Origin of the sequence: Rhizobium sp. BK591 (genome assembly GCF_014195045.1) — a bacterium.
In the GTDB taxonomy this organism is placed as follows: domain Bacteria; phylum Pseudomonadota; class Alphaproteobacteria; order Rhizobiales; family Rhizobiaceae; genus Rhizobium; species Rhizobium anhuiense.
In genome coordinates this window covers 254,759-280,383 of record NZ_JACIAZ010000001.1, presented here as the reverse complement: position 1 = coordinate 280,383, position 25,625 = coordinate 254,759, and the positions used below count along the sequence as shown (strand labels likewise).

Annotated in this window: 22 protein-coding genes; 8 read left to right on the top strand and 14 right to left on the bottom strand. The window is 61.6% G+C overall.

Features of this window, described 5'->3' with window-relative positions:
• Nucleotides 1–92: 92 nt before the first annotated feature.
• The 8 genes from FHX10_RS01290 to FHX10_RS01255 form a co-directional block, all read right to left on the bottom strand.
• Nucleotides 93–833: a metallophosphoesterase family protein gene (locus FHX10_RS01290; RefSeq protein WP_063474476.1), complete on the bottom strand. Its 741-nt coding sequence runs from the start codon at nucleotides 831–833 to the stop codon at nucleotides 93–95.
• A gap of 273 nt (nucleotides 834–1,106) precedes the next feature.
• Nucleotides 1,107–1,463, bottom strand: a complete 357-nt coding sequence (gene uraH, locus FHX10_RS01285) for a hydroxyisourate hydrolase (protein WP_063474475.1) — start codon at nucleotides 1,461–1,463, stop codon at nucleotides 1,107–1,109.
• Nucleotides 1,460–1,960, bottom strand: coding sequence for an ureidoglycolate lyase (locus FHX10_RS01280; RefSeq protein WP_028758999.1), 501 nt, complete (start codon nucleotides 1,958–1,960; stop codon nucleotides 1,460–1,462). The genes uraH and FHX10_RS01280 overlap by 4 nt, the downstream gene beginning before the upstream one ends.
• Before the next feature lie 4 nt (nucleotides 1,961–1,964).
• Complete coding sequence (locus tag FHX10_RS01275) at nucleotides 1,965–2,327, bottom strand: DUF86 domain-containing protein (protein ID WP_047611413.1); 363 nt, start codon at nucleotides 2,325–2,327, stop codon at nucleotides 1,965–1,967.
• Nucleotides 2,324–2,824 carry a 2-oxo-4-hydroxy-4-carboxy-5-ureidoimidazoline decarboxylase gene (gene uraD, locus FHX10_RS01270; RefSeq protein WP_028758997.1) on the bottom strand — a complete coding sequence of 167 codons (501 nt, stop codon included), beginning with the start codon at nucleotides 2,822–2,824 and terminating at the stop codon, nucleotides 2,324–2,326. Before uraD ends, FHX10_RS01275 begins: the two co-directional genes overlap by 4 nt.
• On the bottom strand, nucleotides 2,824–3,747 hold the full coding sequence (gene puuE / locus FHX10_RS01265; protein WP_063474474.1) for an allantoinase PuuE: 924 nt from the start codon (nucleotides 3,745–3,747) through the stop codon (nucleotides 2,824–2,826). The genes uraD and puuE overlap by 1 nt, the downstream gene beginning before the upstream one ends.
• Nucleotides 3,748–3,858: 111 nt before the next feature.
• Nucleotides 3,859–4,566: a DUF1045 domain-containing protein gene (locus tag FHX10_RS01260; protein ID WP_063474473.1), complete on the bottom strand. Its 708-nt coding sequence runs from the start codon at nucleotides 4,564–4,566 to the stop codon at nucleotides 3,859–3,861.
• A 114-nt stretch (nucleotides 4,567–4,680) separates the two neighbouring features.
• Nucleotides 4,681–5,859: an NAD(P)/FAD-dependent oxidoreductase gene (locus FHX10_RS01255; RefSeq protein WP_063474472.1), complete on the bottom strand. Its 1,179-nt coding sequence runs from the start codon at nucleotides 5,857–5,859 to the stop codon at nucleotides 4,681–4,683.
• Here FHX10_RS01255 and mnmD point away from each other — a divergent pair.
• Nucleotides 5,858–6,598 carry a tRNA (5-methylaminomethyl-2-thiouridine)(34)-methyltransferase MnmD gene (gene mnmD, locus FHX10_RS01250; RefSeq protein WP_063474471.1) on the top strand — a complete coding sequence of 247 codons (741 nt, stop codon included), beginning with the start codon at nucleotides 5,858–5,860 and terminating at the stop codon, nucleotides 6,596–6,598. The genes FHX10_RS01255 and mnmD overlap by 2 nt on opposite strands.
• On the opposite strand, the gene FHX10_RS01245 is transcribed toward mnmD, so the two are convergent.
• Entirely contained in the window at nucleotides 6,595–9,960 is a 3,366-nt protein-coding gene (locus FHX10_RS01245) for a response regulator (RefSeq protein WP_184389036.1), read from the bottom strand. The two genes, mnmD and FHX10_RS01245, sit on opposite strands and share 4 nt — an antisense overlap.
• Before the next feature lie 295 nt (nucleotides 9,961–10,255).
• Here FHX10_RS01245 and FHX10_RS01240 point away from each other — a divergent pair, with 295 nt between their 5' ends.
• Entirely contained in the window at nucleotides 10,256–10,564 is a 309-nt protein-coding gene (locus FHX10_RS01240; RefSeq protein ID WP_063474469.1) for a hypothetical protein, read from the top strand.
• Between the two features lie 172 nt (nucleotides 10,565–10,736).
• Here FHX10_RS01240 and FHX10_RS01235 read toward each other — a convergent pair whose 3' ends face one another.
• Nucleotides 10,737–12,122: an MFS transporter gene (locus FHX10_RS01235; RefSeq protein WP_063474468.1), complete on the bottom strand. Its 1,386-nt coding sequence runs from the start codon at nucleotides 12,120–12,122 to the stop codon at nucleotides 10,737–10,739.
• 197 nt (nucleotides 12,123–12,319) lie between these two features.
• The gene (locus FHX10_RS01230; RefSeq protein ID WP_047611424.1) at nucleotides 12,320–13,267 is read right to left on the bottom strand and encodes a dihydrodipicolinate synthase family protein; all 948 of its coding nucleotides are present in this window, start codon (nucleotides 13,265–13,267) and stop codon (nucleotides 12,320–12,322) included.
• Between the two features lie 160 nt (nucleotides 13,268–13,427).
• Between FHX10_RS01230 and FHX10_RS01225 the strand changes: the two genes are divergently transcribed.
• The 3 genes from FHX10_RS01225 (at nucleotide 13,428) to FHX10_RS01215 (ending at nucleotide 17,638) form a co-directional block, all read left to right on the top strand.
• Complete coding sequence (locus FHX10_RS01225; RefSeq protein ID WP_183844618.1) at nucleotides 13,428–14,456, top strand: LacI family DNA-binding transcriptional regulator; 1,029 nt, start codon at nucleotides 13,428–13,430, stop codon at nucleotides 14,454–14,456.
• Between the two features lie 140 nt (nucleotides 14,457–14,596).
• A complete protein-coding gene (locus FHX10_RS01220) occupies nucleotides 14,597–15,712 on the top strand; it encodes a DNA alkylation repair protein (protein ID WP_063474465.1) in 1,116 nt (371 codons plus the stop codon).
• A 246-nt stretch (nucleotides 15,713–15,958) separates the two neighbouring features.
• Complete coding sequence (locus tag FHX10_RS01215) at nucleotides 15,959–17,638, top strand: DEAD/DEAH box helicase (RefSeq protein ID WP_063474464.1); 1,680 nt, start codon at nucleotides 15,959–15,961, stop codon at nucleotides 17,636–17,638.
• A gap of 160 nt (nucleotides 17,639–17,798) precedes the next feature.
• Here the strand turns inward: FHX10_RS01215 and FHX10_RS01210 are convergent, their stop codons facing one another.
• Nucleotides 17,799–18,701 carry a DMT family transporter gene (locus FHX10_RS01210; RefSeq protein ID WP_063474463.1) on the bottom strand — a complete coding sequence of 301 codons (903 nt, stop codon included), beginning with the start codon at nucleotides 18,699–18,701 and terminating at the stop codon, nucleotides 17,799–17,801.
• A gap of 362 nt (nucleotides 18,702–19,063) precedes the next feature.
• Between FHX10_RS01210 and FHX10_RS01205 the strand changes: the two genes are divergently transcribed.
• From FHX10_RS01205 to FHX10_RS01195, 3 genes are read left to right on the top strand one after another with little or no spacing between them, the layout of a single operon-like run.
• Complete coding sequence (locus tag FHX10_RS01205) at nucleotides 19,064–20,473, top strand: circularly permuted type 2 ATP-grasp protein (RefSeq protein WP_047611432.1); 1,410 nt, start codon at nucleotides 19,064–19,066, stop codon at nucleotides 20,471–20,473.
• Entirely contained in the window at nucleotides 20,473–21,414 is a 942-nt protein-coding gene (locus FHX10_RS01200) for an alpha-E domain-containing protein (protein WP_063474462.1), read from the top strand. Before FHX10_RS01205 ends, FHX10_RS01200 begins: the two co-directional genes overlap by 1 nt.
• Nucleotides 21,415–21,426: 12 nt before the next feature.
• A complete protein-coding gene (locus tag FHX10_RS01195) occupies nucleotides 21,427–22,251 on the top strand; it encodes a transglutaminase domain-containing protein (protein ID WP_063474461.1) in 825 nt (274 codons plus the stop codon).
• A gap of 136 nt (nucleotides 22,252–22,387) precedes the next feature.
• Here the strand turns inward: FHX10_RS01195 and araD are convergent, their stop codons facing one another.
• Both araD and FHX10_RS01185 read right to left on the bottom strand, forming a co-directional pair.
• Complete coding sequence (araD, locus tag FHX10_RS01190) at nucleotides 22,388–24,127, bottom strand: L-arabinonate dehydratase (protein WP_047611438.1); 1,740 nt, start codon at nucleotides 24,125–24,127, stop codon at nucleotides 22,388–22,390.
• A 61-nt stretch (nucleotides 24,128–24,188) separates the two neighbouring features.
• Nucleotides 24,189–25,622, bottom strand: coding sequence for an aldehyde dehydrogenase family protein (locus tag FHX10_RS01185; protein ID WP_047611439.1), 1,434 nt, complete (start codon nucleotides 25,620–25,622; stop codon nucleotides 24,189–24,191).
• Nucleotides 25,623–25,625 lie beyond the last annotated feature (3 nt).

Here is a 25,625-nt window from a genome sequence, read left to right as displayed (position 1 = left end):
CAGGCCGGTTCGGCCTAAAATCTGAATCCTGTTCTAAATTAAATAGTTAGCGCACGATGCCGAAAGCCGTTCACACTTTTCGGCATCGTGCTCTATCTCACCCAACCCGCTGCTAGCGCGCCTGCCCAGTCGGCACGGCCCCTTTCGGCGGCCAGTGCCGACATCGCCTTATGGTCATAGGCGACGGCTCGGAACTGCCATGTCCATCCGGTCGCCGTCTTTTCCAGAATGGCATAGCTGGCCAGCGGATGACCGGCCTCCACCTTGTGGTAATAGGGCAGTTCGTCGTCATAGGCCGGGCAGCCGACGCTGCCGGGATTGACGATGAGGCGGCCGTCGGAAAGCATGATAGCTCGGGGAATGTGACTGTGACCGCAGAGGATCAGCGGCAGGTCGACGCCCTCCGCCAGCGCCTCGATCGCTTCGATCGGTTTCTGGAAGACGAAGCCCTCCGGGGAAACCGATTCCAGCCAGTAGAGATTGTCGTCCTTCGGCGTCGCATGGCAGAGATAGACCTCGCCGCGATAGACGGTATCGAACGGCAGGCTACGCACCCAATCGAGATGCGACGACGACAATTGCCGATAGGCGGCGGCATCCGAGGCATGCATGGAAGCCGGATCCTGTTCGATGAGGTAGCGGTCGTGATTGCCGCGAACCGAGGTCAGGCTAAGCGGCATCAGCAGGTCTGCCGTCTTGCCCGCCTCGAGCGGTCCGCTGAAGAAATCGCCGAGATTGACGATCTCATCGATGCCCTGCGCACGAATATCCGCAAGCACCGCCTCCAACGCCAGATGGTTGCCGTGGATATCCGCAATTGCCGCAAACCGCATTTTTAGAGCCTTTCCTGGTCAGATTGAAGCATTCTGCCGGAGCAGGTTTTCGTCAGGGCAGAGGCGATTGGCGAAGGGCATACCTCTTGGTACGTCCGAGCCGATCGCCTTTGATCCTGGCGGAAAGATGCCCAGCCCTTCGGGTTGGCTGAAACGGGCCGGCTGATCGACCGGCCGGCTTGGCCGTAGAGCTGGGCTACGACGCGCGCCGGCCGGTCGACCATCCAACTCCGTTTGAGCCAACAGAATGCTTCAATCTGACCAGGAAAGGCTCTAACTCCCTCGATAGGTGGAATAGCCATAGGGCGAAATCAGCAGCGGCACATGGTAGTGCGCCGTGACATCGGCGATACCGAAGCGGATCGGCACGATGTCGAGGAAGGCAGGATGCGGCAGCGGCGTGCCGCTCGCCCTCAGATAGTCGCCAGCATGGAAGACCAGTTCATAAATGCCGGCCCGGAAGCCTTCGCCAACCAGGATGGGGCCACCGGCGACCCGGCCGTCGGCATTGGTCTCGACCGTCTTCAGATGTCTGCGGATCTCGCCGTCGAGCTGGAAAAGATCGATCCTCAGACCCTCGGCAGGCTTGCCGAGGGCGGTGTCGAGAACATGCGTGGTCAGTCCGGTCATGGGGCTGGCTCTTTGATGATGTAAGGGGTTTCGAAGAAGAATTCTTCCAGATTATTGCCCGTCCCATCGCGGTCGACAACCAGGAAATCTGAGGCTTGGCCGAGCACCATCAGCGGATGATGCCAGACGTTGCGGCGGTAGTTCACGCCCTGATCGCCACGCGCCAGAAACACCTGCGGCCTGTGCGGACGGCCGTTCTCGTCCTCGGAAACGACGACGAGAAAGGAACGGCCAGAGACCGGCGAGAAACTCTGGCTGCCGAATGGGTGCCGCTCCATCATGGTGATTTCATAGGGGAAGGCACGCGGCTGGCCACGAAAGAGGTTGATGATGACGCGTGCGCCTTCGCCTGTCGCTTCAGCGGCGGCCAGCGCGTGAAAACGCTCCGTCGTGCCGCCATTGATGAGCCGCATCGAGGCCGGATCGGCTTCGATCACCTCGCCGAAGGGTGCGAAGGCGGATTTGGTGAGCGGGCGGATCTCGAGAAATTCGGACATGGCTTCACTCGCCTTGGGCATGCCAGTAACGGACAGCGTCGATCGCGGAAAGAAGTTCCGGCAGCGTGCGATACGTCGCCTCCCAGATTTCGGAGGGATTGAGATCGAAGACGTCCTCGAGAATGCGATTGCCCGTGCCACAGATTTTCGTCCATGGCAGGTCGGGATGCTCGGTCGCAAATTCCGGATGTGTGACGAGCAGGCGGGACGCCGCAGCACCGATGGTGAAGTGGCAGAAGGCAACCGCCTTGAAGGTGAGCTTGTCCCCGGCGAACGCCGCCTCATCCATTCCCCCGACGAAAGACAGCGCTTCGGATGCTGCCTCATACATCTCGTTGAGATAATCGATAGCGCGCCGCTCTTTCATTCAGCCTCCGGCAGCATCGATGTCAGCCGTAGCAGCGCGATCCGCTCGACCTGCGCCGTCGCGGTCGCAAATTCCTCGTCCCGATCGTTGCCGATGCGAGTTTCGAACGCCGACAGGATGTCGTCTTTGCCGAGCCCCTTGACGGCGATGATGAAGGGAAAGCCGAATTTTTCGACATAGGCCGAATTGAGTTCGGTGAAGCGGCCGTGTTCGGCCGGGCTCAGCCGGTCGAGACCGGCGCCGGCCTGCTCCTTCCGGCTGTCTTCGGTGAGTTCGCCTGCTATGGCGAGGCGCCCGGCAAGATCGGGATGAGCCAGCAGCACGCCGAGACGCTCCTCTCGGCTTGCCGCCCGGAAGACGGCCACAAGGGCCGCATGCACGCCTGATGCCGTCAGCGGCGCCGGCAGGTGGCCGGCGTCATAGGCGCGCTCGGCAATAAAAGGCGAATGTTCGAAGACGCCGCCGAAGCGGGAGACAAAATCCTCGCGCGACATCATCAGAGCGCATCCGGCTGATGATGCTTGTGCCAGTGCTCGGCGATCTCAATGCGGCGCGGAATCCAGACCTTGTCGTGCTTCAGCACATATTCGATGAACCGCTTCAGTGCCGCCGCCCGGCCCGGGCGCCCGACGAGACGGCAATGCAGGCCGACTGACATCATCTTCGGGCTGCTCGCCTTGCCTTCCTCATAAAGCGTATCGAAGGCATCCTTCAGATAGGTGAAGAACTGATCGCCGGCGTTGAAGCCCTGCGGCGTCGCAAACCGCATGTCGTTGGTTTCGAGCGTATAGGGGATGATCAAGAAGGGTTTCCCGTCGACGCCCTTCACCCAATAAGGCAGGTCGTCGGCATAGGAATCGGAGGAATAGAGAAAACCGCCCTCCTCCTGCACCAGCCGAAGCGTATTGTCGGAAGGCTTGCCCTGATACATGCCGTAAGGCCGCTCACCGGTGAGTTCGGTGTGCAGCCGCACGGCTTCGAGGATATGCTTGCGCTCCAGATCTTCAGGAAAATCCTTGTATTCCAGCCAGCGGTAGCCGTGGCTGGCAATTTCCCAACCGGCCTCCTTCATCGCGGCGACGGCCTCGGGGTTGCGGGCCATTGCCAGCGTCACGCCGTAGACGGTCGCCTGCACCTTGAGATCGGTGAACATCCGCCAAAGCCGCCAGAAGCCGGCACGCGAACCATACTCGTAGATCGATTCCATGTTGAGGTTGCGCTGCCCAGGCCAGGCGGCTGCGCCGACGATTTCCGACAGCAGGTTTTCGGAAGCCGGATCGCCGTCAAGGATCGAACTCTCGCCGCCCTCCTCGTAGTTGATGACGAACTGCACGGCGACGCGTGCCTCGTCCGGCCATTTCGGATCGGGCGTCAAACGCCCATAACCGACAAGATTGCGCGGATAGGTCTCGGATACCATCAAATCACCTTCTGAAAAGACGGGGAACGGTAGCATCCGCAGCCGGAATGTCGAGACGGAAACTGCGCAACGGGATTTTCCCATTACGGAACAAATCTTTAGCCTGGATATTCAGGCGATCTTGCGCGCGCTGACCTTGCCCATCGGATGCAGCGAATGAACGCGGAAAGGGCCGCCGGTGCCCTCCTCGATCATCAGCGCCACGTTGGAAACCGTGACCGGCTCGCATAACACAGGCTCGAAGATCGTCTGCAGCGCCGGCTCGATGCGCGGCATGTCGATCGCGTTGACAGGGCCTGTCACCGGCATATGAAAGCGGAACTCCTCCATCACGTAAGGGCTACCCCAGCGATGCAGATTGGCAAATTGCGTCGCCGACAGCCCGTCCGGATCGCTGCGTTCGATCTCGGCCTCGCTCAGCGGCGCGCGGAAACGATCGAATTCCTGCACGATCGCCGAGGCGAGATACTGGATCTGCTCGCAGGGAATACTCGGCAGCAGGCTGTAGAAATTGCCGAGCCGGGCGACTTCGATACGCGGAATCTGGAAGGGAACGAAGGTCCCGGAAAAACGCATCAGATCGCGCAAGAGTTGCGCTTCCGACATCTCGTGAGACAAGTGAAATGGCGTCTTCAAAACGCCGTGAAAACCATAGCGCCGCGGCACGGCGGTATGGAAGGCGATCTCGTGAATGCCGAGACCACGAACGGCCGGAGGCTCCACCATATCGCCCGAAAACACGTTGCGGCCAAGCCAACTGGCGGCCACGAGCGATAGCGGGTCGCTCGCCGGGGGCGTGAAGCAAATGGCATAGCGCATGCAATTTCCTCCATCAAGGAAGTGAGCGCCGCTGACTTCAGGCGCTGTCGATGCGCAAGCAGATAGGTGATTTGCATGACAGAATAACGAAACGCAGCGGCGCCTAATTCACGTTTAACGTGAAGCCGCCGCGATGTGGCTTGAAATTGCGAAGCTTTCCGGCAACAAAAATCCGCAATCTGTATCGCCTGCGATTGCTATCGCCGCCTCCGCCAGCCGGTGCGCTAGGCCGAAGCTGACCTTGAAGCCACCGGTCAGCGCGATCAGGCGTGGGTGATCGGGGTGGCGACCGGTCATCGGATCCCGGTCGATCGCCTTCGGGCGAAGCCCCGCCCAGCGCTCGACGACCGGGGCGTCGCGAAGGCTTGGCACGATCACCCGCGCCGTCTCGATCAGCATGTCGAGCTGGGCGTCGGTCGACATGGGATCGTCAAAGCGGTTCTCACTGGTGCTGCCGATCGCCACGTGCCCGCCTTCATGTGCGACGACATAGAGCCCGTCGAGAAAGATCGTCGGCAGCGACGGGTCGATATCGGCTTTCAACAGAGCCGCCTGCCCTTTGACCGGCTGGCCGAGCGGCTGCTTCAGCCCGGGCGTCAGCTCCTGCAACAGCGGAAAGGACTGATAGCCGGCGGCAAGGATGCAGCGGCTGAAAGCCAAGCTTTCGCCGCCTATTTCGGCGGTGCCGCGATCGGGATCAAGGCCTGCAACCCTGGCATGTTCGATGATCCGCACGTGTTTTGCCCGCCGCAGGAAGGCGGTAAGCGCCGCGATCAGCAACCGCGGCGCAACGCGCGCGGCGAGCGTGTCGTGCACGAAGCCGCTCTTGCCGGCGGACGGCTCGATCCAGCCATCGACCGGCGGACTGTCGAGCACATGCCAGTGGAAGCGGCGCTCGCCCGCCCGCCAATGGCGCTCGGCGTCTTCGAAATGGCCGCACGCTATGCGGTTGAGATGCGGCTTCGGCAACGGGATCAGCCGCCCGGACCTGGTATAACCGGCGGAAAGCCCGGTCATTGCTTCGAGCGCTGCGATTTCGGCTTCGAGTAGGACCAGCGCATCGAACTGGAACTGCTTCTTTTCAGACCACCGATCCGGCATATGCGGCATCAGCGCGCCGAGCAGGCCGCCGCTTGCGCCTTCGCCCAATCTGCCGGCGTCAGCAATAAGGGTACGGATGCCCCGGCGCTCGGCGTGGACGGCCGCCCAGAGACCCATGATGCCGCCGCCGACGATCAGCAATTCCGAGGATGATTGACCTGAGACCTGCTGAGGATTATCGGCTTTTTCCATGACAGACGTGAACCCCGATCAGATTGGCGCAGGCGCGCCGCAGCCGCTCGAATGGCGCGACGGCGATATGCCCTATTCCACCGCCTTTGGCGATCATTTTTATTGCCAGACGGATGGCCGGCTGGAATGCGGCCACGTCTTCCTCGCCGGCAACGGCCTGCCTGAGCGCTGGAACGGGCGGCAGGAATTCATGATCGGCGAGCTCGGCTTCGGCACCGGCCTGAACTTCGCCGAGACCTGGCGGCAGTGGAAGCTCCACCGAGCCGGCGGCCAGCACCTGCATTTCATCTCCTTCGAGCTCCATCCGATGCGTGGCGAAGAGATCGGCCGGGCGCTGTCGCATTGGCCGGAGATCGATAGCGAGCGCGAGGCGCTGACGGCGGCCTGGCCGCAGACGCCTGCTGGAACCGTCTCGCTCGATCTCGATCCTCAGACGCGACTCAGCGTCGTCTGCGGCCGCGCGCTCGACGGTGTCGCCGCGGCAAAGCCCGGCTTCGACGCCTGGTATCTCGACGGCTTCGCCCCGTCACGCAACGGCGACATGTGGTCGGAGGAACTGATGCGGCTCGTCTGCGAGAAAAGTGCCGCCGGCGGCACGTTCGCCACCTATGCGGCGGCCGGCTTCGTGCGCCGCAACCTCATTGCCGCCGGTTTTGCCGTCGAGCGCCGCCAAGGCTTCGCCGGCAAGCGCGAAATGCTCTGCGGTATCAAGGCGTCCCCCGGTCAGCGCGCGGATTAATAGCTGCTGCGCTCCGGCTGCTGCTCGCTCGTTCCGAGCCATTGCCGGATTTTCTCTTCCAATAGTTCAGGGCTGATCGGCTTCGACATGTAATCGTCCATGCCGGCGTCGAGGCAAAGCTCGCGGTCGCTTTCGAGCGCATGGGCGGTGACCCCGATGATCGGCACGCGGTGCCCCTGGCCCTTTTCCCTTTCGCGGATCGTCTGGGTCGCCTGATGGCCGTTCATGACGGGCATGGAGACATCCATCATGATGATGCGCGGCGTATGCCGCTCCCAGGCAGCGACCGCCGCCTCACCATTCTCGACGACGAGGAAGGAAAGACCCGTTCCCTGCAGGATCTGCGTGAAGACGATCTGGTTGACCTCGTTGTCCTCGGCAACGAGCACGTCGACGAATTCGGCCGCCCGCTTCTGCGGCGCGGGTGCCGGCGGCTTTGCCGGTGCCGCCGCTTCCCTCTGCAGCCGGGCGATCTCGGCCTCGGAGGCCTGCTTGACGCGGCTGGCGCGCACCACTTCGACGACGGTGTTGCGCAGCACGTTGGCGCGCGCCGGCTTCATCAGATGCGCGTGGCCGTTGAGCGCCGCGAATTCCTTTTCCGTGCCGGAAATATCCATCGACGTCAGGAAGATGATCGGCAATTCGACAAAGCGGGGATCGGCGCGGAGCCGGCGCGCGACATCGGCCCCGTTCATATCGGGCATGTGATAGTCGAGCACCACGGCATCGACGGCAATGCCGAGATCGGCCGCCGCCTCGAGGATCGCAAGGCCGGTACCGCCGCCTTCGGCGGCCACGCCGTCGAAACCCCAGAGAGCAAGCTGCTCGGTCAGAATGCGCCGGTTCACGTCATTGTCGTCGACGACGAGGACGCGCGCGCCCTGCACGTTGATCGGCAACGGCTTCGGTTCGATGCGGGCGGCCGCCACCGCAAACGGCAGATTGACGGTGAAGACCGAGCCCTTGTTGCCTTCGCTTTCGACGTTGAGATACCCGCCGAAAAGGTCGACGAGCCCGGCAGTGATCGCAAGGCCGAGGCCCGTTCCCTCATGCCGGCGGGTCGAGGAGGCGTCCACCTGCGAAAACTTGTCGAAGATCGATTCGAGTTTCTCCGGCGGGATGCCGATACCGGTATCCTCGATGCGGATGCTCGCCATGATCTCGCCGCCGTCGGCGGCCTGAAAGCCGAGATCGACGAAGACGTGGCCACGCTCGGTGAACTTGACGGCGTTGCCAACGAGATTCGTGACGATCTGACGGAAACGCCCGGCATCGCCGATCACGGCGGCAGGCAGGTCGGGTGCGGCCCGCACCAGCAGCTCGATGTTCTTCTCGGCGGCATGCGAAGACAAGAGTGTCGCCACGTCCTCCACCGCTTCGGTAATATCGAAGGCGGCCTTGCGCAGTTTCATCTGTCCGGCATCGATCTTCGAGAAGTCGAGGATGTCATTGATAATCGTCAGCAGCGCATTGCCCGATTTGACGATGATGTCGACGAAAGTCTTCTGGCGCGTGTCGAGATTGGTCTTGGCAAGCAGCTCCGCCATGCCAAGAACGCCGTTCATCGGCGTGCGGATCTCGTGGCTCATATTGGCGAGGAATTCGGATTTGGCGCGGTCGGCGGCTTCGGCGCGCGACAGCAGCTGCCGCAGTTCCTCCTCACGGCTCTTCAGCTCGGTGACGTCGGTGAAGAGCGCCACCCAATGCTGCCCCTCGCTGACCGTCGCCTCCATGTTGACCCAGCGTTCCCCGGCGACATGGAAGACGGTGGAAATCGGCTGCCGCGCCGCAATATTGGCGCGCCAGCCCTGCAGGATCTCGGCCGCCGCATCATGGAAATCGCCGCGCACCGCGCAGAAATCGAAGAGCCCGAGCCAGCTCACGCCTGGCTCGATATAGGGGGCCGGAATGCGCAGGATCTCTGAAAGCGCTTCGTTGGATAGCTTGATGATGCCGTCCTGGACGATGGCGATCCCCTGCGACATGGCGCGCGTTGCATCGCGCATCATCTCGCCGACCTGCTCCAGCGCCGCACGCGCCTCGTGGATTTCCTTTTCCCGTTCGCGCACCGCCGAAATATCGGCATAAGAAAGCAGGATGCGGTCGTGGGAGAGGCGGCGGCTGTCGAAGATGACGGATTTGCTGCCCGCCCAGCCGAGTTCGATCGGCTCCGGCTCATCTGTCTCGAACAGGTGCTTGCGGAAGGCGTAGATTTCCTCCGGCGTCTGCGTGCCGTCGTAGCGACCGAGCTCGTAATTGCGGCGGATGACGTCGATGAAGTGGCGACCGTCGAAGCGATCGTCGAGCGGCAGATCCCAGATGCTGTAGAATTCGTCGTTGACGTAGAGAATCCGATGGTCGTTATCGAGGATCAGCACGCCGACCGGCAGCGAACGCAGGATGCTTTCGATATCCCGGTGCAGGATTTCTTCCTGCTTACGCGACGCAATCAGCGCCTTTTCGCGTTCCTTGAGCGGCGAGATGTCGGAAAAAGAGCCGACGACATAAGTGCGGCCGTCCGCCGTCATGACGCGGTTGACGCGCGAGATGACGGAATAGACGTGGCCGCTCTTGCTCGGCATTTCGCTTTCGATCTCCACCGACGTGCCGTACTTCAACGCCAGCAGGTTTTCCTGGTAGATCGCCTCGCCACCTTCCGGCCCGAACATTTCATATTCGGTCATTCCCAGTATCTGGGAGCGGTCGTGGCCGCTGAAGGTGTCGTAATATTTATTGGCATAGACCAGGCGGTGCCCGTCATCGCGCACGAAGACTGCAACCGGTAGGTCCTCCAGGACAGTGCGGAGAACGTCGAGTTCGTTGACGCTCTCGCCCCAGGCCGAATCTCCGGCGGCCGCAGGCTTCGCGCCATTACTGTAGGCGGCGTTGACGACCAGCGGGCGGCCGTCCCCGGCAAAGATGCCGATCGGATGATCAAGCTTTTCCAGCACCTCGCGCACGCGAGCGAAATCGGCGGCGACACCGCTATCGCCAACGGCGCGGCGCGGCGCCTCGCGCACTTCGAAAATGCCGAGCACATAGGCCCGCTCCGGCGACGGAGAGAAGCTTTCGATCTGAATGCGCTCATGGCCAAGGCCTGCCGCATCGAAACAGATGGCGCTTTCCTCGGTGCCGAACACCAGCGCGCGGCGTTCCCTGTCCTCGCGCTCCTCTTCCTCGGGACGGTCGAAGAGTTCGCGGCTGCGTCTGCCGATGAAATCGGAGATTTCGCGGCCCAGAAAACGGGCATAGGCCTCGTTGACGGCGATATAGCGCAGCTCGCTGTTCTTGACATAGGCCGGGGTATCCAGATCAGCGATCCGGCGGCAAGCCAACTCCAGAAGGTCCCCGGCTGATTTCAAAAATATAGCTCCAGCAATGAATGAAATATCGACTACAAAAACTATAACGCCAAGGCTTTTAACAAGGTTTTAACCATAAATTTCGATAGCGAAATTTTACGGGCCGGCTCGCCAATTTCCGGCTCGCCAAGTTGAAGACAACTCACCTTGACCGCCCAGACTTGAAAGCAGGGGATCCGCTGAAATCATGACAAAAATTTAATGCCGAAACGGCTTGCGCGGCCATTGCGGCGCCGTGATCCAGGCCGAGTCTCGACATGGCTTTATTGAAAGCCAGCCATGAAAGGAAAATAGCATGTCCGTTTTTCATAAGACCATGGCGACGGGCCTGATCGCGCTGACCTTTGCCGGCGCCTCGCTCGCCACCGCTACCACCGCCGATGCCCGTCCACGCGATGCCTTCTGGGGCGGCCTTGCCGCCGGCGTCGTCGGCGGCGCGCTGCTGTCCGAGGCCGCCCGTCCCGCCTACCCTGTCTATCCCGCCTATCCTGTTTATCGCCCCTATCCCGTCTATAGGACCTATTACCGGCCGTCCTATTGCCATCTCGAATGGCGGCATGATCGCTGGGGCGATCCCTACCGCGTCAAAGTCTGCCCGGAATAGAGAAGCCTCAATTCGGCGCCGCTTGACCTTCGCAGACGCCGGTCCATGACAGCGCCGCGCGGCTTTCAGACGTGCGGCGCTGTAACACTTTGAATTGCTGCAACGGCAATCAAATGAAACTGGCGGATTTTCATCCGCCAGATCAAAGCCAATCAGACCACATTTTGAACCGTTACGGAGAAAGCTCCTCCAGCACGCGATCCTTGGTTTCTATTGCAAACAGCATGGTGATGATTGCACCGACGATCAGAATGGCTGCGAAGCTCACGAAGACATACTGGATGCCCATGGAAGACATCACCGTGCCGACGAGGATCGGGCCGGTCGATGACCCCAAGCGAAGCCAGGCGCTACCGGTTCCTGTTCCCAGTGCCCTGAGGCGCGTCGGGTAGATCTCTGCCGAGTACAGGTACAAGGAAAATGTGACGGTCTGGACGATCGCATAAGCGAGACCGGCAAGAACCAAAACCTGGATGGGAGAGGTCGCGCCGAGCCATGCGAGGGCCAGCAGCGGCACGGGAGCGAGAAGCAGCGCACCCGTGTACCAACGCTTGCGCCCCACTTTATCGATGAGCAGCGCGCAGATGACAGCCGCGATCACGCCGCCGACTGACGTCAGGAAACCATAGAAGATGCTGGTTTGAAGCGGCAGGTTGAAGACCTGTCGATAAAGGGTCGGCAGCCAGGTGATCGTACCGTTGGCCACCGTATAGGCGGTAAACCACATTGCCCAGATGGAAAGCGTCCGCTTCAGGTAAACGCCCTGGAAGAGCTCGCGCCAGTCCGACGTGCGGCGGACCGGCGCTTGGATGAGCTTCGGTTCGGGCAGTTCCTTGCCGGCGGCACGAGCGCTTTCTTCCATGCGGGTGACGATAGCGTCTGCTTCGCCGTATCGGCCGTTGGCAGCCAGCCAACGCGGTGATTCCTTGAGGAACCAGCGCAGCGGAATCATCAGGATTGCGGGAACGAGGCCGACGACGAACATCGCCTTCCAACCGTAAACCGGTACCATGAAGTAGCCGATCAGCCCGGCGCCGACGAGGCCCAACAAGAACATGACCTCATAAAGGAGGAAGAACTTGCCGCGCCCCTTCGACCCGATCAACTCGTTGATATAGGCGCTGGCGACCGGGACCTCGCCGCCGGTGCCGATCCCCTGGACGAAACGGAAGGCCATCATCATGCCGGCCCCGGCAGCGAACAGGCATGCGACATCCATGCTGACGAAGAGCAGGATCGTGAAGAGAAGAACTTTCAGCCGGCCGACCTTCTCGGCAAGCCAGCCAAACAGGATCGCACCGATCAACTGTCCCAGATAGCCCATCGATAGGATCATGCCGGTCTGTGAGGGGCTCAGGCCCCACTCGCGGACGAGGACGGGCATGGCATAAGCGATAGCGATGACCGTGTAGCCGTCGAAGAACGTTGCGGCGCCGACGATATTGCGCGCCCAGAACACCTCGCGGGTGATGGGGAGGCGCTCCAGACGAGCGCTGATTTCGGCCTGAGGATCAGCGGCATTCGCCGTCTCAGCCGGTATAGGCTGCATGACATTCATTGGTTCCTCCTTCTCGCCCCGTGGCCTACCACTCTCCCGGCCAGGGGCGCTCCTGCTTGATGGTTGCTACTGCGCGTCAGTTTGTCCTGTCAGAGCAATGGCCTTCAAAGACGTTCAAACCTGCCTCGGCGGGTTTCCATGACTTCCTCCTCCCTTTGCAATGCGCCCCTGCGACCTGCGCAGGGGCGTCAAAGAGGTCACTCGGCAGCCAGCAGTTGGTCAACGCGACCAATACCGGCAGCGTCGAAGGCAGCAAAAATCTCCGCTTCTGCCTTGTCGCCAAGGCTCTTCAGCGGCTCGCGGATCGTGGCGTGGTCCAGGATACCGCGGTGCACGAGGCCGAGTTTCAGGGCCACGGTGCCTTCCATATGAGAGCCGCGATGATAGACGGCACGCGTCACCGGAAGAAGGCGCTCGAAGATCTTGCGCGCTTCCGGATAGTCCTGCGCCTTGCCGGCTTTGATCAGGTCGATGAGCAACTCCGGCGCGATATTGCCATAGCCGACGAGCAGGCCATCGACATCGAACATGGTTGGCAGCAGCCATTCATCGTGGCAGCTCAGAACCTGCAGCTTTGGATTGGCCTTCTTCAGCTCTGGAATTTCGACATACCAGCGCTTCATATTGCGCACGCCGTTCTTGGTGGCGACGACGCCTTCCTGTGTGGCAATCGCAAGCTGTGTATCGAGATCGTAAGATGCCTTGGTGGCGTCGGGATATTGGAACAGGATGCACTGGAGGCCGGACTCCTGCCAGATTGCCTTGTAGCGATCCTGAGGCGCTCCCTTCTGAAAGCCGAAACGCAGCCAGCCGTGGTTGGGATAGACGAGTGCGCCGGTGGCACCCGCGGCTTTGCATTTCCTGGCCTCTTCAGCGGCGACCTTCGTGCCTTCACCGGTAATCCCGGCAATGATCGGAACGGCACCGTCGACTGCTTCAACATATGTGCGGATGAGAGCAAGGCGCTCCTCTTCCGTGAGGAAGGTGCCCTCGCCGGCATGGCCGAGGATGACGAGGCTTTTGACGCCTTCCATCGAGACCAGCCATTTGGCGAGCTTGGCGTTGGCTTTGTGATCAACTTCGCCGTCACGGGTGAAAGCGGTAACGGGGGCCGGGCTCAGCCCGCGCATATCCATCGGTTGCATATTGGTCTCCTCCTTCGTGCGATCGCGGTTCACTCGCGATCGCTATAGGATCGTTTACGGGAACGTTCCCACTATCGTTCTTGAATTTCCTGGAGTCAATATCTTTTTTGGTGCATGCTGAGAGCGGCGGCCCAATGCCGACTCGTATGGAAAAGGCTCAATGAATTCAAAAGCGGATGAAGTTCTGGGACAGACCCGCGTCACTATTCACGGCGTGGCTGCCGCAGCCGGCGTCTCCAAGTCTACCGTGTCCCGCATTCTGGACGAGAGGCTTCCGCGCTCCGACAGTGAGACCGCGCGGCGCGTGCGCAAGGTTGCCGAAGAGCTCGGATACGTTCGCGATGTTTCTGCAGCGAGCCTCAGGCGCGGCAACACGATGACGGTCGGGGTGATTGTACCCAGGCTGACGGATACGGTCATGGCCATGCTTTACGAAGCGCTGGCCAAGGCCTGCAGCCGTAGTGGCCGCTTCGCGATTGTCGCAACGACCGACGACAAGCCAAGAGCAGACCGGCTTGCGGCCGAGTCTCTGTTGAAGCGGGGTGTCGATGGATTGATTCTTTCGACAGCGCGGGAAGACGATGACTTTCCGGACGAGCTGGCAAAACGCGGCATTCCCTATGTCCTGGCGCTCCGAACGGATGGCCACAGCCTCTCGTCAGTCGGCGATGACAGGCTCGGTGGCTACCTCGCGGCCCGCCATCTCCTCGATCTCGGCCACCGCAGAATTGGCGTCATTGCCGGTCCATCCTATGCCTCCAGTTCGCGGGGGCGCGTGGAGGGTTTCCGCCACGCCCTGGAAGAGGCTGGATTGAATGCAGATCCCTCATACATCATTCCCTCGACATTCGGCATCGAGTCCGGTGCGGTAGCCGTCGAGACACTGATGCATCTCAGTCCACGTCCAACCGCCGTTTTCGCCGTCAACGACAATACTGCCATCGGCGCTTTGTCGGGACTGACGAAACTTGGCCTTTCCGTGCCGCAGGACATCTCGATCGTAGGCTATAACGACATTCCGATTGTCAGCCACCTCCCCACACCGCTCACGACACTACGGGTGCCGTTCGAGCAAATTGCATCAAACGCCCTTGATCTTCTTGCAGGTGACAACAGTCCTGCCGAGGAGCGCATTCGGATCTCGGCCCCAACCCTCATTCCAAGGAAATCGACGGCACCGTTGCGTTGAAAGGTCGCGAAGTCGCGCGCTTCCGCTATCTGCACCCGATTGCTCGGGTGGATGCGATCACTCTATTCTCCAACAAAGGCCAGCTGTTTCGCAGACCAAGCCGCCCTCATGCGGCCGCCGCATAGAGGAAGGACCCCAGCATGCCGGAACCGCTGAAGAACCTGCTGCATGAAGCGCTGGTCGGCGATATGGCCGATCGTATTGGTGGCAACGCGTCGGCTTTCGACAGAGACCGTTTCGTGACGCTGGCGACCAATGGCCTCACGGCGCTGGAACTGATGGAGCGCTCGGCGCTGATCCGCGACGCCCTGTTTGCGACGCTTCCCGATGATTTCCGCGAGGCCGCAGCCATTCTGATGGCAAGCCTGCCCGCCACCGGCAGGCAGGGGCTCTCCGGCTGGATGCTGTTGCCGGTCAATCAGTTCATCGCTGCGCGCGGCCTTGATCATTTCGATCTCGGCCTCGACCTGCTGAAGGCGCTGACGCCGCATTTCACTGCCGAATTCGGCATCCGGCAATTCATCCACCGCGACCAGCAACGCGCACTCGCCATCATTTCCGGCTGGGTCGGCGATCCCGACCGGCATGTGCGCCGGCTGGCGAGCGAGGGAACGCGGCCACGTCTTCCTTGGGCCATGCGCCTGCCGCAGCTCGTAAAGGACCCGGCGCCGATCCTGCCCATCCTGACCGCGCTGATGGATGACCCGGAGGATTATGTGCGCCGTTCCGTCGCCAACAGCCTGAACGACGTCGCCAAGGATCACCCCGATATGGTCGCCGCCTTCATCGCCTGTCATATCGATGCCGCTTCGCCCGAACGCCGCTGGCTGCTGAAACACGCCTCGCGCACGCTTCTGAAGAAGGGCCACGCGCAGGCGCTCGCCAATTTCGGCTTCGCCGCCACCGCTTCGCTCCAATGCGAACTACGGCTCGTAAACGGTGAGGTGATGTTCGGCGAAGGGTTGGATTTCGAAATCCGGTTGACGAATGCCGGCGAGATCCCGCAATCGCTGATGATCGACTACGCCATCCACCATGTGAAGGGCGACGGTTCGCTCTCGCCCAAGGTTTTCAAGTGCAAGACGATCACGCTCGCGCCCGGGCAAAGCCGGACGATTGAGCGCCGCCACGCCATGCGGCCAATCACGACGCGGCGCTATTATCCCGGCGAACACCGCATCGCCATCCTCGTCAACGGCGCGGAGACCGCATCGGAAAGCTTCGTCCTCGTCATGCCCTCAGCTGACCCAGGCTAAGGCTTTCTTGTGCACCGCACTTGACTTTCCACGCGAACTAGCCCAAATGCGGGTCAGCTTTCACCCTTCCGGCCGCCGCGTGAGCGTGCCCCTGCTAAAAAATACGGACGCAGGAAGAAGGGACAAAAGCGCATTTCGATAGAGCGCCGCACTCCCATGAGCGGCCAGAAGCGCTGGAAAGCTTTTTCCAACTCACAAGTTCCCACTTCACGCGGGGTTCTTGACGCCAGAATGAAACCGGATCGCATGGTGCGTTCCGGCAATAGTCGTTGTGGCGCCCCGAAAGGTTATGCCTTGACTAATTTTGAATCGCTTGGTGTCTCCAAGCCGATCGTCGCTACTTTGTTCCAGCTCGGCATCGAAACGCCGACACCCATCCAGGAACATGCCATTCCTCTCCTCCTCGAAGGCCGCGACCTGATCGGCCTCGCCCAGACCGGCACAGGCAAGACCGCCGCTTTCGGCCTGCCTCTCATCGAAAAGCTGCTCGCCGACGAACGGCGTCCCGACAACCGCACGACGCGGACGCTGATCCTGGCCCCGACCCGCGAACTGGTGAACCAGATCGCCGAGAGCCTGAAGAAGTTCATCCGCAAGTCGCCGCTGCGCATCAATGTCGTCGTCGGCGGCGTTTCGATCAACAAGCAGCAGCTTCAACTCGAAAAGGGCACCGATATCCTCGTTGCCACGCCTGGCCGCCTGCTCGACCTCGTCAATCGCCGCGCGATCACGCTGACCACGGTCCGCTATCTCGTGCTCGACGAAGCCGACCAGATGCTCGACCTCGGCTTCGTGCATGATCTGCGCAAGATCGCCAAGATGGTGCCGAAGAAGCGACAGACCATGCTCTTCTCGGCCACCATGCCGAAGGCGATCGCCGATCTCGCCGGCGAATACCTCGTCGATCCCGTCAAAGTCGAAGTTACGCCTCCGGGCAAGGCTGCCGACAAGGTCGAACAATACGTCCATTTCGTCGGCGGCAAGAACGACAAGACGGAACTGCTCCGCAAGTCGCTGACTGAAAACCCGGATGGCCGCGCCATCGTCTTCCTGCGCACCAAGCACGGTGCGGAAAAGCTGATGAAGCATCTCGAGAACATCGGCTATTCCGTTGCCTCGATCCATGGCAACAAGAGCCAGGGTCAGCGCGAACGGGCGCTGAAGGCCTTCCGCGACGGCAGCATCAAGACGCTGATCGCCACCGACGTCGCCGCCCGCGGCATCGATATCCCGGCCGTCAGCCACGTCTACAACTACGATCTGCCTGAGGTGCCCGACGCCTATGTCCACCGCATCGGCCGCACGGCGCGCGCCGGCCGCGACGGCATCGCCATCGCCTTCTGCGCCCCTGACGAAGCCAAGCTGCTGCGTGACATCGAACGCCTGATGGGCATCGATATCACCGTCGCAAGCGGCGAACCTCCGGCAAACATGAATGCCACACCCCGTCGTGCCAACGGCAACGGCAACAACCGCAATCGCAATGGCGGCCAGGGTCGCGAAAGTAATGGTCGCGGCGAAGGCCGTGGCGACCAGAATCGCTCCGAGCATCGCGGCAGCCGCCAGGAGCGCCGCCCGCGCCCCGAGCGCCCGACCAGCCGTAACGAGGATTTCCGCGGCCAGCGCCGCGGCGAAGTGACCCCGGATCTCGGTCCTGATAACGATCTGGTCGCAACCTCCGACTTCCGCCCCTCGGCAAAGCCGCAGCGTCCGGCGCATCACGGCGCCCACGCCAATGGCGAACCGAGCGGTCATCACCGCGGCAATAATCGCCATGCCCACGGCCGCCCGGCCCGCAAGCACGGCGAAGACCGCGGCCCGCAGCAGGCCCAGGGCGGCGAACCACGCCGCGACGGCAACGGCGGCAACCGCCGCGGTGGCTCAGGCTCCCGCAACGGCAGCGGCCAGCGCCGCGAACGCGCCTGATCGTTGAACGACTGAAAAGCGGAAAGGCCGGGGATATCTCCGGCCTTTTTGTTATCTCCGCATCATGCTTTCCGAGAATCGGAATCGATTTTCAGAAAGCATGATGCGAGGGTTGAAAGTGTTAGGGTGTCTTTTCTGCGTCCGAAAGAACGCACAGGCTCTATACCTCGACCGGCCTATGCTCGCTGACCGCCCGGCGGTTGGTGAGATAAACGCCTGTCACGACCACCACGGTGCCGAGGATCAACGGCAGGGTCAGCGGTTCCCCGAAGGCGATGAAGGCCTCGAGCGCGACGGTCGGCGGCATCAGGTAGATCAGCGAGGCGGCGCGGGACACCTGGCCGCGACGGATCAGATGAAGCAGCAGTCCGACCCCGCCCATCGACAGGCCGAAAACCGACCAAATGAGCGCGCCATAGGCCTGCGCGGCGCCGTCGAAATGCTGATGCTCGAAGATGAGCGAAAGCGGCAGGGTGAGGATCAGCGCGCCGATATATTGCAGGGTCGCGATCGTTCTGAGGTCACCGGATTGCAGGTGTTTCTTCTGGTAGAGCGTGCCGTAGGTGACGGACGCCATGGCGACGAGGTTGATCGCCAGCGGCAGGGCGGCATGGGTGAGATCGGCGGTCGCCGGATCGAGCAGCTTCGGCGAAATCGCAATGGCAATGCCGATGAAGCCGAGAGCAAGGCCAAGTTTCTGTGCCTGCTGCAAGCGCTCGCCGATGAGGAAAGGAGCCGCCATCGCCGTCAACAGCGGCTGCAGCGCCGCGATGATGCCCGATATGCCGGCCGGCACCCCGTTGGCGATCGCCCACCAGAGACCGGCGAGATAGAAACCATGCAGGAAGAAACCGGAATAGATGGCGCGCAGCGCTGTCGCCCGGCTTTTGGGCCATCGCGCCCGCACCGCCAGGCAGAGCGCCAGAAACGCCGCCGCCGACAGCGCGTAACGTATCGAAAGAAAGGTGAAGGGCTCGGAATGCAGCGAGGCATATTTCGCCACCACCCAGCCCGTGGACCAGAGCAGGACGAAAACGGCGGGGGCAAGGCGATCGAGGGACATGGCGGCTCGCAATAAAAGCTTCGCTGTGCTGATAGCGGCACCCCGTAGCCGCAGTCAAAGGCGAAGCGTTGATGCTTATTTGAAATTTCGCTGATGCAAGGACCCGATGGCGGTTCTGCAGAGGTCGGCGAGCCTCGCGCGCATGGCCATATTCGATCGCCTTGGCTGAACGAAAAACGGTCATATGCTCAGATTTTACGCAGGCACCTTGGATGAATATCCGCCATGCCGCAGCGCATCACGTTAAATGCCCAGATTTTCACCCGTTTCTCGCAGCGCGAAATCTTTTCCCCGAACTGCGCATGGTTCTTGCATTGCCATTTGCGTTGTATTCAAATGAACAAAAAAGGGGAGCCGCGCTTTTGGCATTTGATGAAATGATTACCGGGGACGAAAGCCCTCGCCCGCCTTATGACAAATACTTCGAGTGGTACAACAGCCAAGACCGGGCGCATCTGATTGCCAAGTCCCGCGATGCGGAAAACATCTTCCGGAAGACCGGCATCACATTCGCGGTCTACGGCCATGCCGACAGTTCCGAAAAACTCATCCCCTTCGACATCATTCCCCGCATCATCTCCGCCCGCGAATGGCGCAAGCTCGCCCAGGGCATCGAGCAGCGGGTAATCGCACTCAACGCTTTTCTGGACGATATCTACCATAAGCAGGAGATCATCCGCGCCGGCCGCATCCCGCGCGAACTGATCGAGAACAACGTCACCTTCATCCCCGAGATGATCGGCTTCCGTCCGCCCGGCGGCGTCTACACCCATATCGTCGGCACCGACATCGTGCGCACCGGCGAGGACCAGTTTTACGTGCTTGAGGACAACGCCCGCACGCCCTCCGGTGTCAGCTACATGCTGGAAAACCGGGAAACCATGATGCAGATGTTCCCGGAACTGTTCCACAAGAACAAGGTGCAGCGTGTCGAGGATTATCCCTATCTCTTGCGCCAGAGCCTCGCCTCGCTTGCTCCTCCCGGCTGCACCGGCAAGCCGCGCGTCGCGGTGCTGACCCCCGGCATCTACAATTCGGCCTATTACGAGCATTCCTTCCTCGCCGACATGATGGGCGTCGAACTGGTCGAGGGCTCGGATCTGCGCGTCATCGACGGCAAGGTGAAGATGCGGACGACCCGCGGTTACGAGGCGATCGACGTGCTCTACCGCCGCGTCGACGACGACTTCCTCGATCCCCTGACCTTCCGGGCCGATTCCGCGCTCGGCATTCCCGGCATCATGGATGTCTACCGTTCCGGCAACATCACCATCGCCAATGCGCCGGGCACCGGCATTTGCGACGACAAGGCGATCTATTCCTATATGCCCGAGATCGTCGAATTCTATACCGGCCGCAAGGCCCTGCTCGAAAACGTGCCGACCTGGCGTTGTTCGGAAGCATCAAGCCTGAAATACGTGCTGGAACATCTGGAGGAGCTGGTCGTCAAGGAAGTGCACGGTTCCGGCGGCTACGGCATGCTTGTGGGACCGACGGCATCGAAGAAGGAACGCGCCGATTTCGCCGAGAAGCTGAAGGCCAAGCCGAACAATTACATCGCCCAGCCGACGCTGTCGCTCTCCACCGTGCCGATCCTCGTCAACAAGGGCATCGCGCCGCGCCATGTCGACCTTCGCCCCTATGTGCTTGTATCCGACAAGGTTCAGATCATTCCGGGCGGGCTCACCCGCGTGGCGCTGAAGCAAGGCTCGCTGGTGGTCAATTCCAGCCAGGGCGGCGGCACCAAAGACACCTGGGTATTGGAGGACTGATGCTCGGAAGAACCGCAAACGGCCTCTACTGGATGTTCCGTTACATCGAGCGCGCCGAAAATATCGCCCGCCTGATCGATGCCGGGTTGCGCATGTCGCTGACCCGCAGCAGCACCGGCGATGACAACTGGGATGGCGTGCTGCAAAGCGCCGGCGTGCGCGAGGCCTATGACGAGGGCCACGCAAAGCTGACCAATGCCGACGCGATCGACTATCTCCTGCGCGATCGCGCCAATCCGTCGAGCGTCATGTCCTGCATCGAGTCCGGCAGAAACAATGCCCGCATGGTGCGCACGGCTCTGACGCGCGAGACCTGGGAAGCCACCAACGAATGCTGGATCGAGCTGAAGTCTCTGCTCGAAAAGCGCGTCAAGGCGGCCGACATGCCGGAGGTGATCGACGTCATCAAGCGCCGTGCCGGCCTCATCCGCGGCGCCTTCCACGGCTCGACACTGCGCAACGAACTCTATAATTTCGCCCGCATCGGCACCTTCATCGAGCGGGCCGATAATACCAGCCGCATCCTCGACGTGAAATATTACGTGCTGCTGCCCTCGGTCTCATCAGTCGGCTCCTCTCTCGACAATGTGCAGTGGGAATCGATCCTGCGCTCGGTCTCCGCACACCGGGCCTATAGCTGGGCCTATGACGGCGAATACCGGGCGATGAACATCGCCGACTTTCTGACGCTGAATGTGCAGATGCCGCGCTCGCTTGCCTATTGCTATGAGAAGATCGTCAGCAATCTCGGCTATCTCGCCACGGATTACGGGGAGCGGCTCGCCGCTCACGATACGGCGGACGCAATCCGCACCACACTGCAGACGAGAGCGATCCGGGATATCATGGATCAGGGCCTGCACGAATTCCTGGAGGATTTCGTCGCGCGCAACAACAAGCTCGGTGCGGAAATTTCCGACGGCTACCGGTTCTATGTATAAGCGGATCAGAACATGAGAATGAAGATCAGCCATCTCACCGAATACCGCTACGACGGACCGACGCAGTTCTCGCTGCAACGGCTGAGGTTGACGCCGCCGACGAGCCCCCATCAGAAAGTCCTCACCTGGGCGCTGAACGTAGAGGGTGCCGTACCCGAGGTCGAGTATGACGACCAGTACGGCAATCACGTCAATCTGGTCTCGCTGGAAGGCGAGCAGGACGTGACGCGCATTCTCGCCGAAGGCGAGGTCGAGACGGAGGACAACAACGGCGTCACCGGCCCGCATACCGGCTTCTGCCCGCTTTGGCTGTTTCTGCGCGACACGCCGCTGACCAAGGGCGGCAAGCTGGTCAAGGAACTGATCAAGGGTGTCGGAGGCGATAACGAGCTTGCCCGCATGCATGCGCTGATGGCGGCAATCCACGAGACGGTCGACTACAAGCCCGGCACCAGCAACACCGAGACGACGGCCGAACAGGCGCTGGAGAAGAAGAGCGGCGTCTGCCAGGACCACGCGCACATTTTCATTGCCGCCGCCCGCGCCCTGCAGGTGCCGGCGCGTTACATCTCGGGCTATCTTATGATGGAAGAGAAGGTCGAGCAGGCGGCGACCCATGCCTGGGCCGAGGCCCATATTCCCGGCCTCGGCTGGGTCGGCTTCGATCCCGCCAACGAGATCTGCCCGGATGCCCGGTACGTCAGGATCGCCTCCGGCCTCTGCTACCGCGACGCCGCGCCGATTTCAGGCATGCGCATCGGTACGCCGGGCGAAACGTTGTCGGTCACCGTGAAGGTAGAAGACGGCGGCCAGATGCAAAGTCAAAGCCAGAGCTGACTGGACACTCCCGAAATCCACCTTATTTCGGGAGGCGTCGCACGTCAAAATTGCCGCCATCTTCTCATTGAACAAGTGCAAAAAAGGCGGGGTGATGCCCCGCCTTTCATCGATTTCCAATCCTGGATCTACGCTGTCAGTGGCTGTCCTTACCGACAGCGTTTCCGCGACATCCCTTGAGGAAGTCGAGGTCCGCACCGGTATCGGCCCCCTCGACATGCTGCTGATGCAGGAAGGCATAGCCTGATTTGGGCAGATCGTGGTTCGGCTGCCATTCGGCGAGCCGCCGCGCCAGTTCTTCCTCGGAAATGTCGAGATGCAGGCGACGGTTCGGCACATCCAGCTCGATCATGTCGCCATTTTTCACGACCGCCAGCGGTCCGCCGACGGCTGCTTCCGGAGAGGTGTGCAGCACGACGGTGCCGTAAGCCGTTCCGGACATGCGCGCGTCGGAAATGCGCACCATGTCGAGGATGCCCTTCTTCAGCACCTTCGGCGGCAGCCCCATGTTGCCGACCTCGGCCATGCCGGGATAACCCTTCGGCCCGCAGTTCTTCATGACCATGATGCAAGTTTCGTCGATGTCGAGATTATCGTCGTTGATCTTGGCCTTGTAGTCGTCGATGTCCTCGAACACCACGGCCCTGCCCCGGTGCACCAGGAGATGCGGCGAGGCGGCCGAAGGCTTCAACACCGCGCCCTTCGGCGCGAGATTGCCGCGCAGCACGACGATGCCGCCCGAAGATGTCAGCGCCTTTTCAGCCGGCAGGATGACGTCCTCGTTCCAGTTGATGACCTCCTTGACCTCGTCCCAGACGGTTTCGCCGGAGACCGTCAGCGCATCCTTGTGCAGAAGACCTGCCTCGCCGAGGCGCTTCAGCACCACCGGCAGGCCGCCCGCATAGAAGAACTCTTCCATCAGGTATTTGCCCGACGGCATCAGGTTGACGATTGTGGGAACGTCGCGGCCGCAGCGGTCCCAGTCATCAAGCGAAAGATCGATGCCGACACGGCCGGCGATGGCGAGCAGGTGGATGACGGCATTGGTCGATCCGCCGATGGCCGCGTTGGTGCGGATGGCGTTCTCGAAAGCCTGCTTCGTCATGATGTCGGAGGGCTTCAGGTCGTCCTTGACCATCTGGACGATCCGCCGGCCGGTGAGCTGCGCCATGACCTTGCGGCGGGAATCAACGCCCGGGATCGCGGCATTACCTGACAGTGCCATGCCGAGCGCCTCGGCCATGGAAGCCATGGTGGACGCGGTGCCCATGGTGTTGCAGGTGCCCGACGAACGGCTCATCGAGGCTTCCGCCTCGAGGAATTCGGCCTGCGTCATCTCGCCGGCCTTCACCATTTCGGAAAACTTCCACAGATGCGTGCCCGAGCCGACGCGTTCGCCACGGAAATAGCCGTTCAGCATCGGTCCGCCGGTGACGACGATCGACGGCAGGTCGCAGGAAGCCGCTCCCATGAGAAGCGACGGCGTGGTCTTGTCGCAGCCGACCAGCAGCACGCAGCCGTCCATCGGCTGGCCGCGGATCGCCTCTTCCACCGCGAGCGCGGCAAGGTTGCGATACATCATCGCGGTCGGGCGGAAGGTGTTTTCCGACGCCGAGAATACCGGCACCTCAAGCGGGAAGCCGCCGGCCTCCCATACGCCCGCCTTCACCTTTTCGGCGAGTTCTCTGAGATGACCGTTGCACGGGGTCATATCCGACCAGGTGTTGAGGATGCCGATCACCGGCCGGCCATCGAACAGGTCGTGCGGATAACCCTGGTTCTTAAGCCAGCCGCGGTGATAAATCACATCGCGGCTCGTGCCGCCGTACCATTCCTGCGACCTCAGCTTGCGCGGCCATTCCGCTTTCTTCTTCATCGTCTCTATCCTTCAGGATGTCGCCGGACCGCCTCGTACGGTCCGGGACATCGCCTTTGTTTCAAGCCAGCGTGTAGGCGGTCTTGACGGTTGTGTAGAATTCGGCGGCGTATTTGCCCTGCTCGCGCGGGCCATAGGACGAACCTTTGCGGCCGCCGAAGGGAACGTGGAAATCGACGCCTGCCGTCGGCAGGTTGACCATCACCATGCCGGCCTCGGAATTGCGCTTGAAGTGCGTCGCATGTTTCAGGCTGGTCGTGGCGATGCCGGCCGAAAGGCCGAACGGCGTGTCGTTGGCGATGGCAAGCGCCTCGTCGTAATCCTTCGCCCGGATCACCGAGACCACAGGCCCGAAGATCTCCTCGCGCGAAATCCGCATCTGGTTGGTCGCTTCGGTAAACAGCGTCGGCTGCAGATAGAAGCCGGGCGTGTCGCGCGAGATGACCTCGCCGCCGAAGGCGAGTTTGGCGCCTTCCGACTTGCCGATCTCGATATAGTCGGTATCGGTCTTCAGCTGCCGCTCATCGACGACCGGACCGATATGGGTGCCGGCCTTCAGCGCGTTGTCGACGACCAGCGTCTTCAGCTTGTCGGTGAGCGCTGCGACGAACTTGTCGTGAATGCCCTCGGTGACGATCAGGCGCGACGACGCCGTGCAGCGCTGGCCGGTGGAGAAGAAGCCGGAATTGGCGGCGGCCTCGACGGCGACGTTGAGGTCGGCATCGTCGAGCACGACCATCGGGTTCTTGCCGCCCATTTCCAGCTGGAACTTGCGGTTATGCTCGATGGAGGCGGCGGCGACACGCCGGCCGGTGCCGGTGGAACCGGTAAAGGTGATGCCGTGAACGTCGGGGCTTTCGAGCATGGCCTGACCGACGACCGAGCCCTTGCCCATGACGAGGTTCAAGACGCCCTTCGGCAGGCCGGCGCGGTTGAGGATATCGACAATCGCCCAGGAACAGGCGGGCACCAGTTCGGCCGGCTTGAAGACGATGGTGTTGCCGTAGCAGAGTGCCGGCGCGATCTTCCAGGCGGGGATGGCGATCGGGAAATTCCACGGCGTGATGATGCCGATGACGCCAAGCGCCTCGCGGGTGATCTCGACGCCGATGTTCGGGCGAACCGAGGGGAGGACCTCGCCAGCCAGCCGCAGCGCTTCGCCGGCGAAGAATTCGAAAATCTGCGAGGCGCGGATCACTTCACCGGTGGCTTCCGGCAGCGTTTTGCCTTCCTCGCGGGCGAGCAGCGCGCCGAGTTCGTCCTTCCGCGCCATGATCTCGTCGCCGGTCTTCTTCAGGATGACGTGGCGTTCCCAGATGCCGGAACGCGACCAGGCCGGGAAAGCGGCCTTGGCGGCGGCAATGGCGTTTCTGGTGTCTTCAGCGCTGCCGTCGGCATAGAGGCCGACGACTTCGTTCGTGTCCGACGGATTGATATTCTTCGTCGCGTTCGAGCCGACCCATTCGCCGGCGATCAGGTTTTGATAAATGGTCATGGG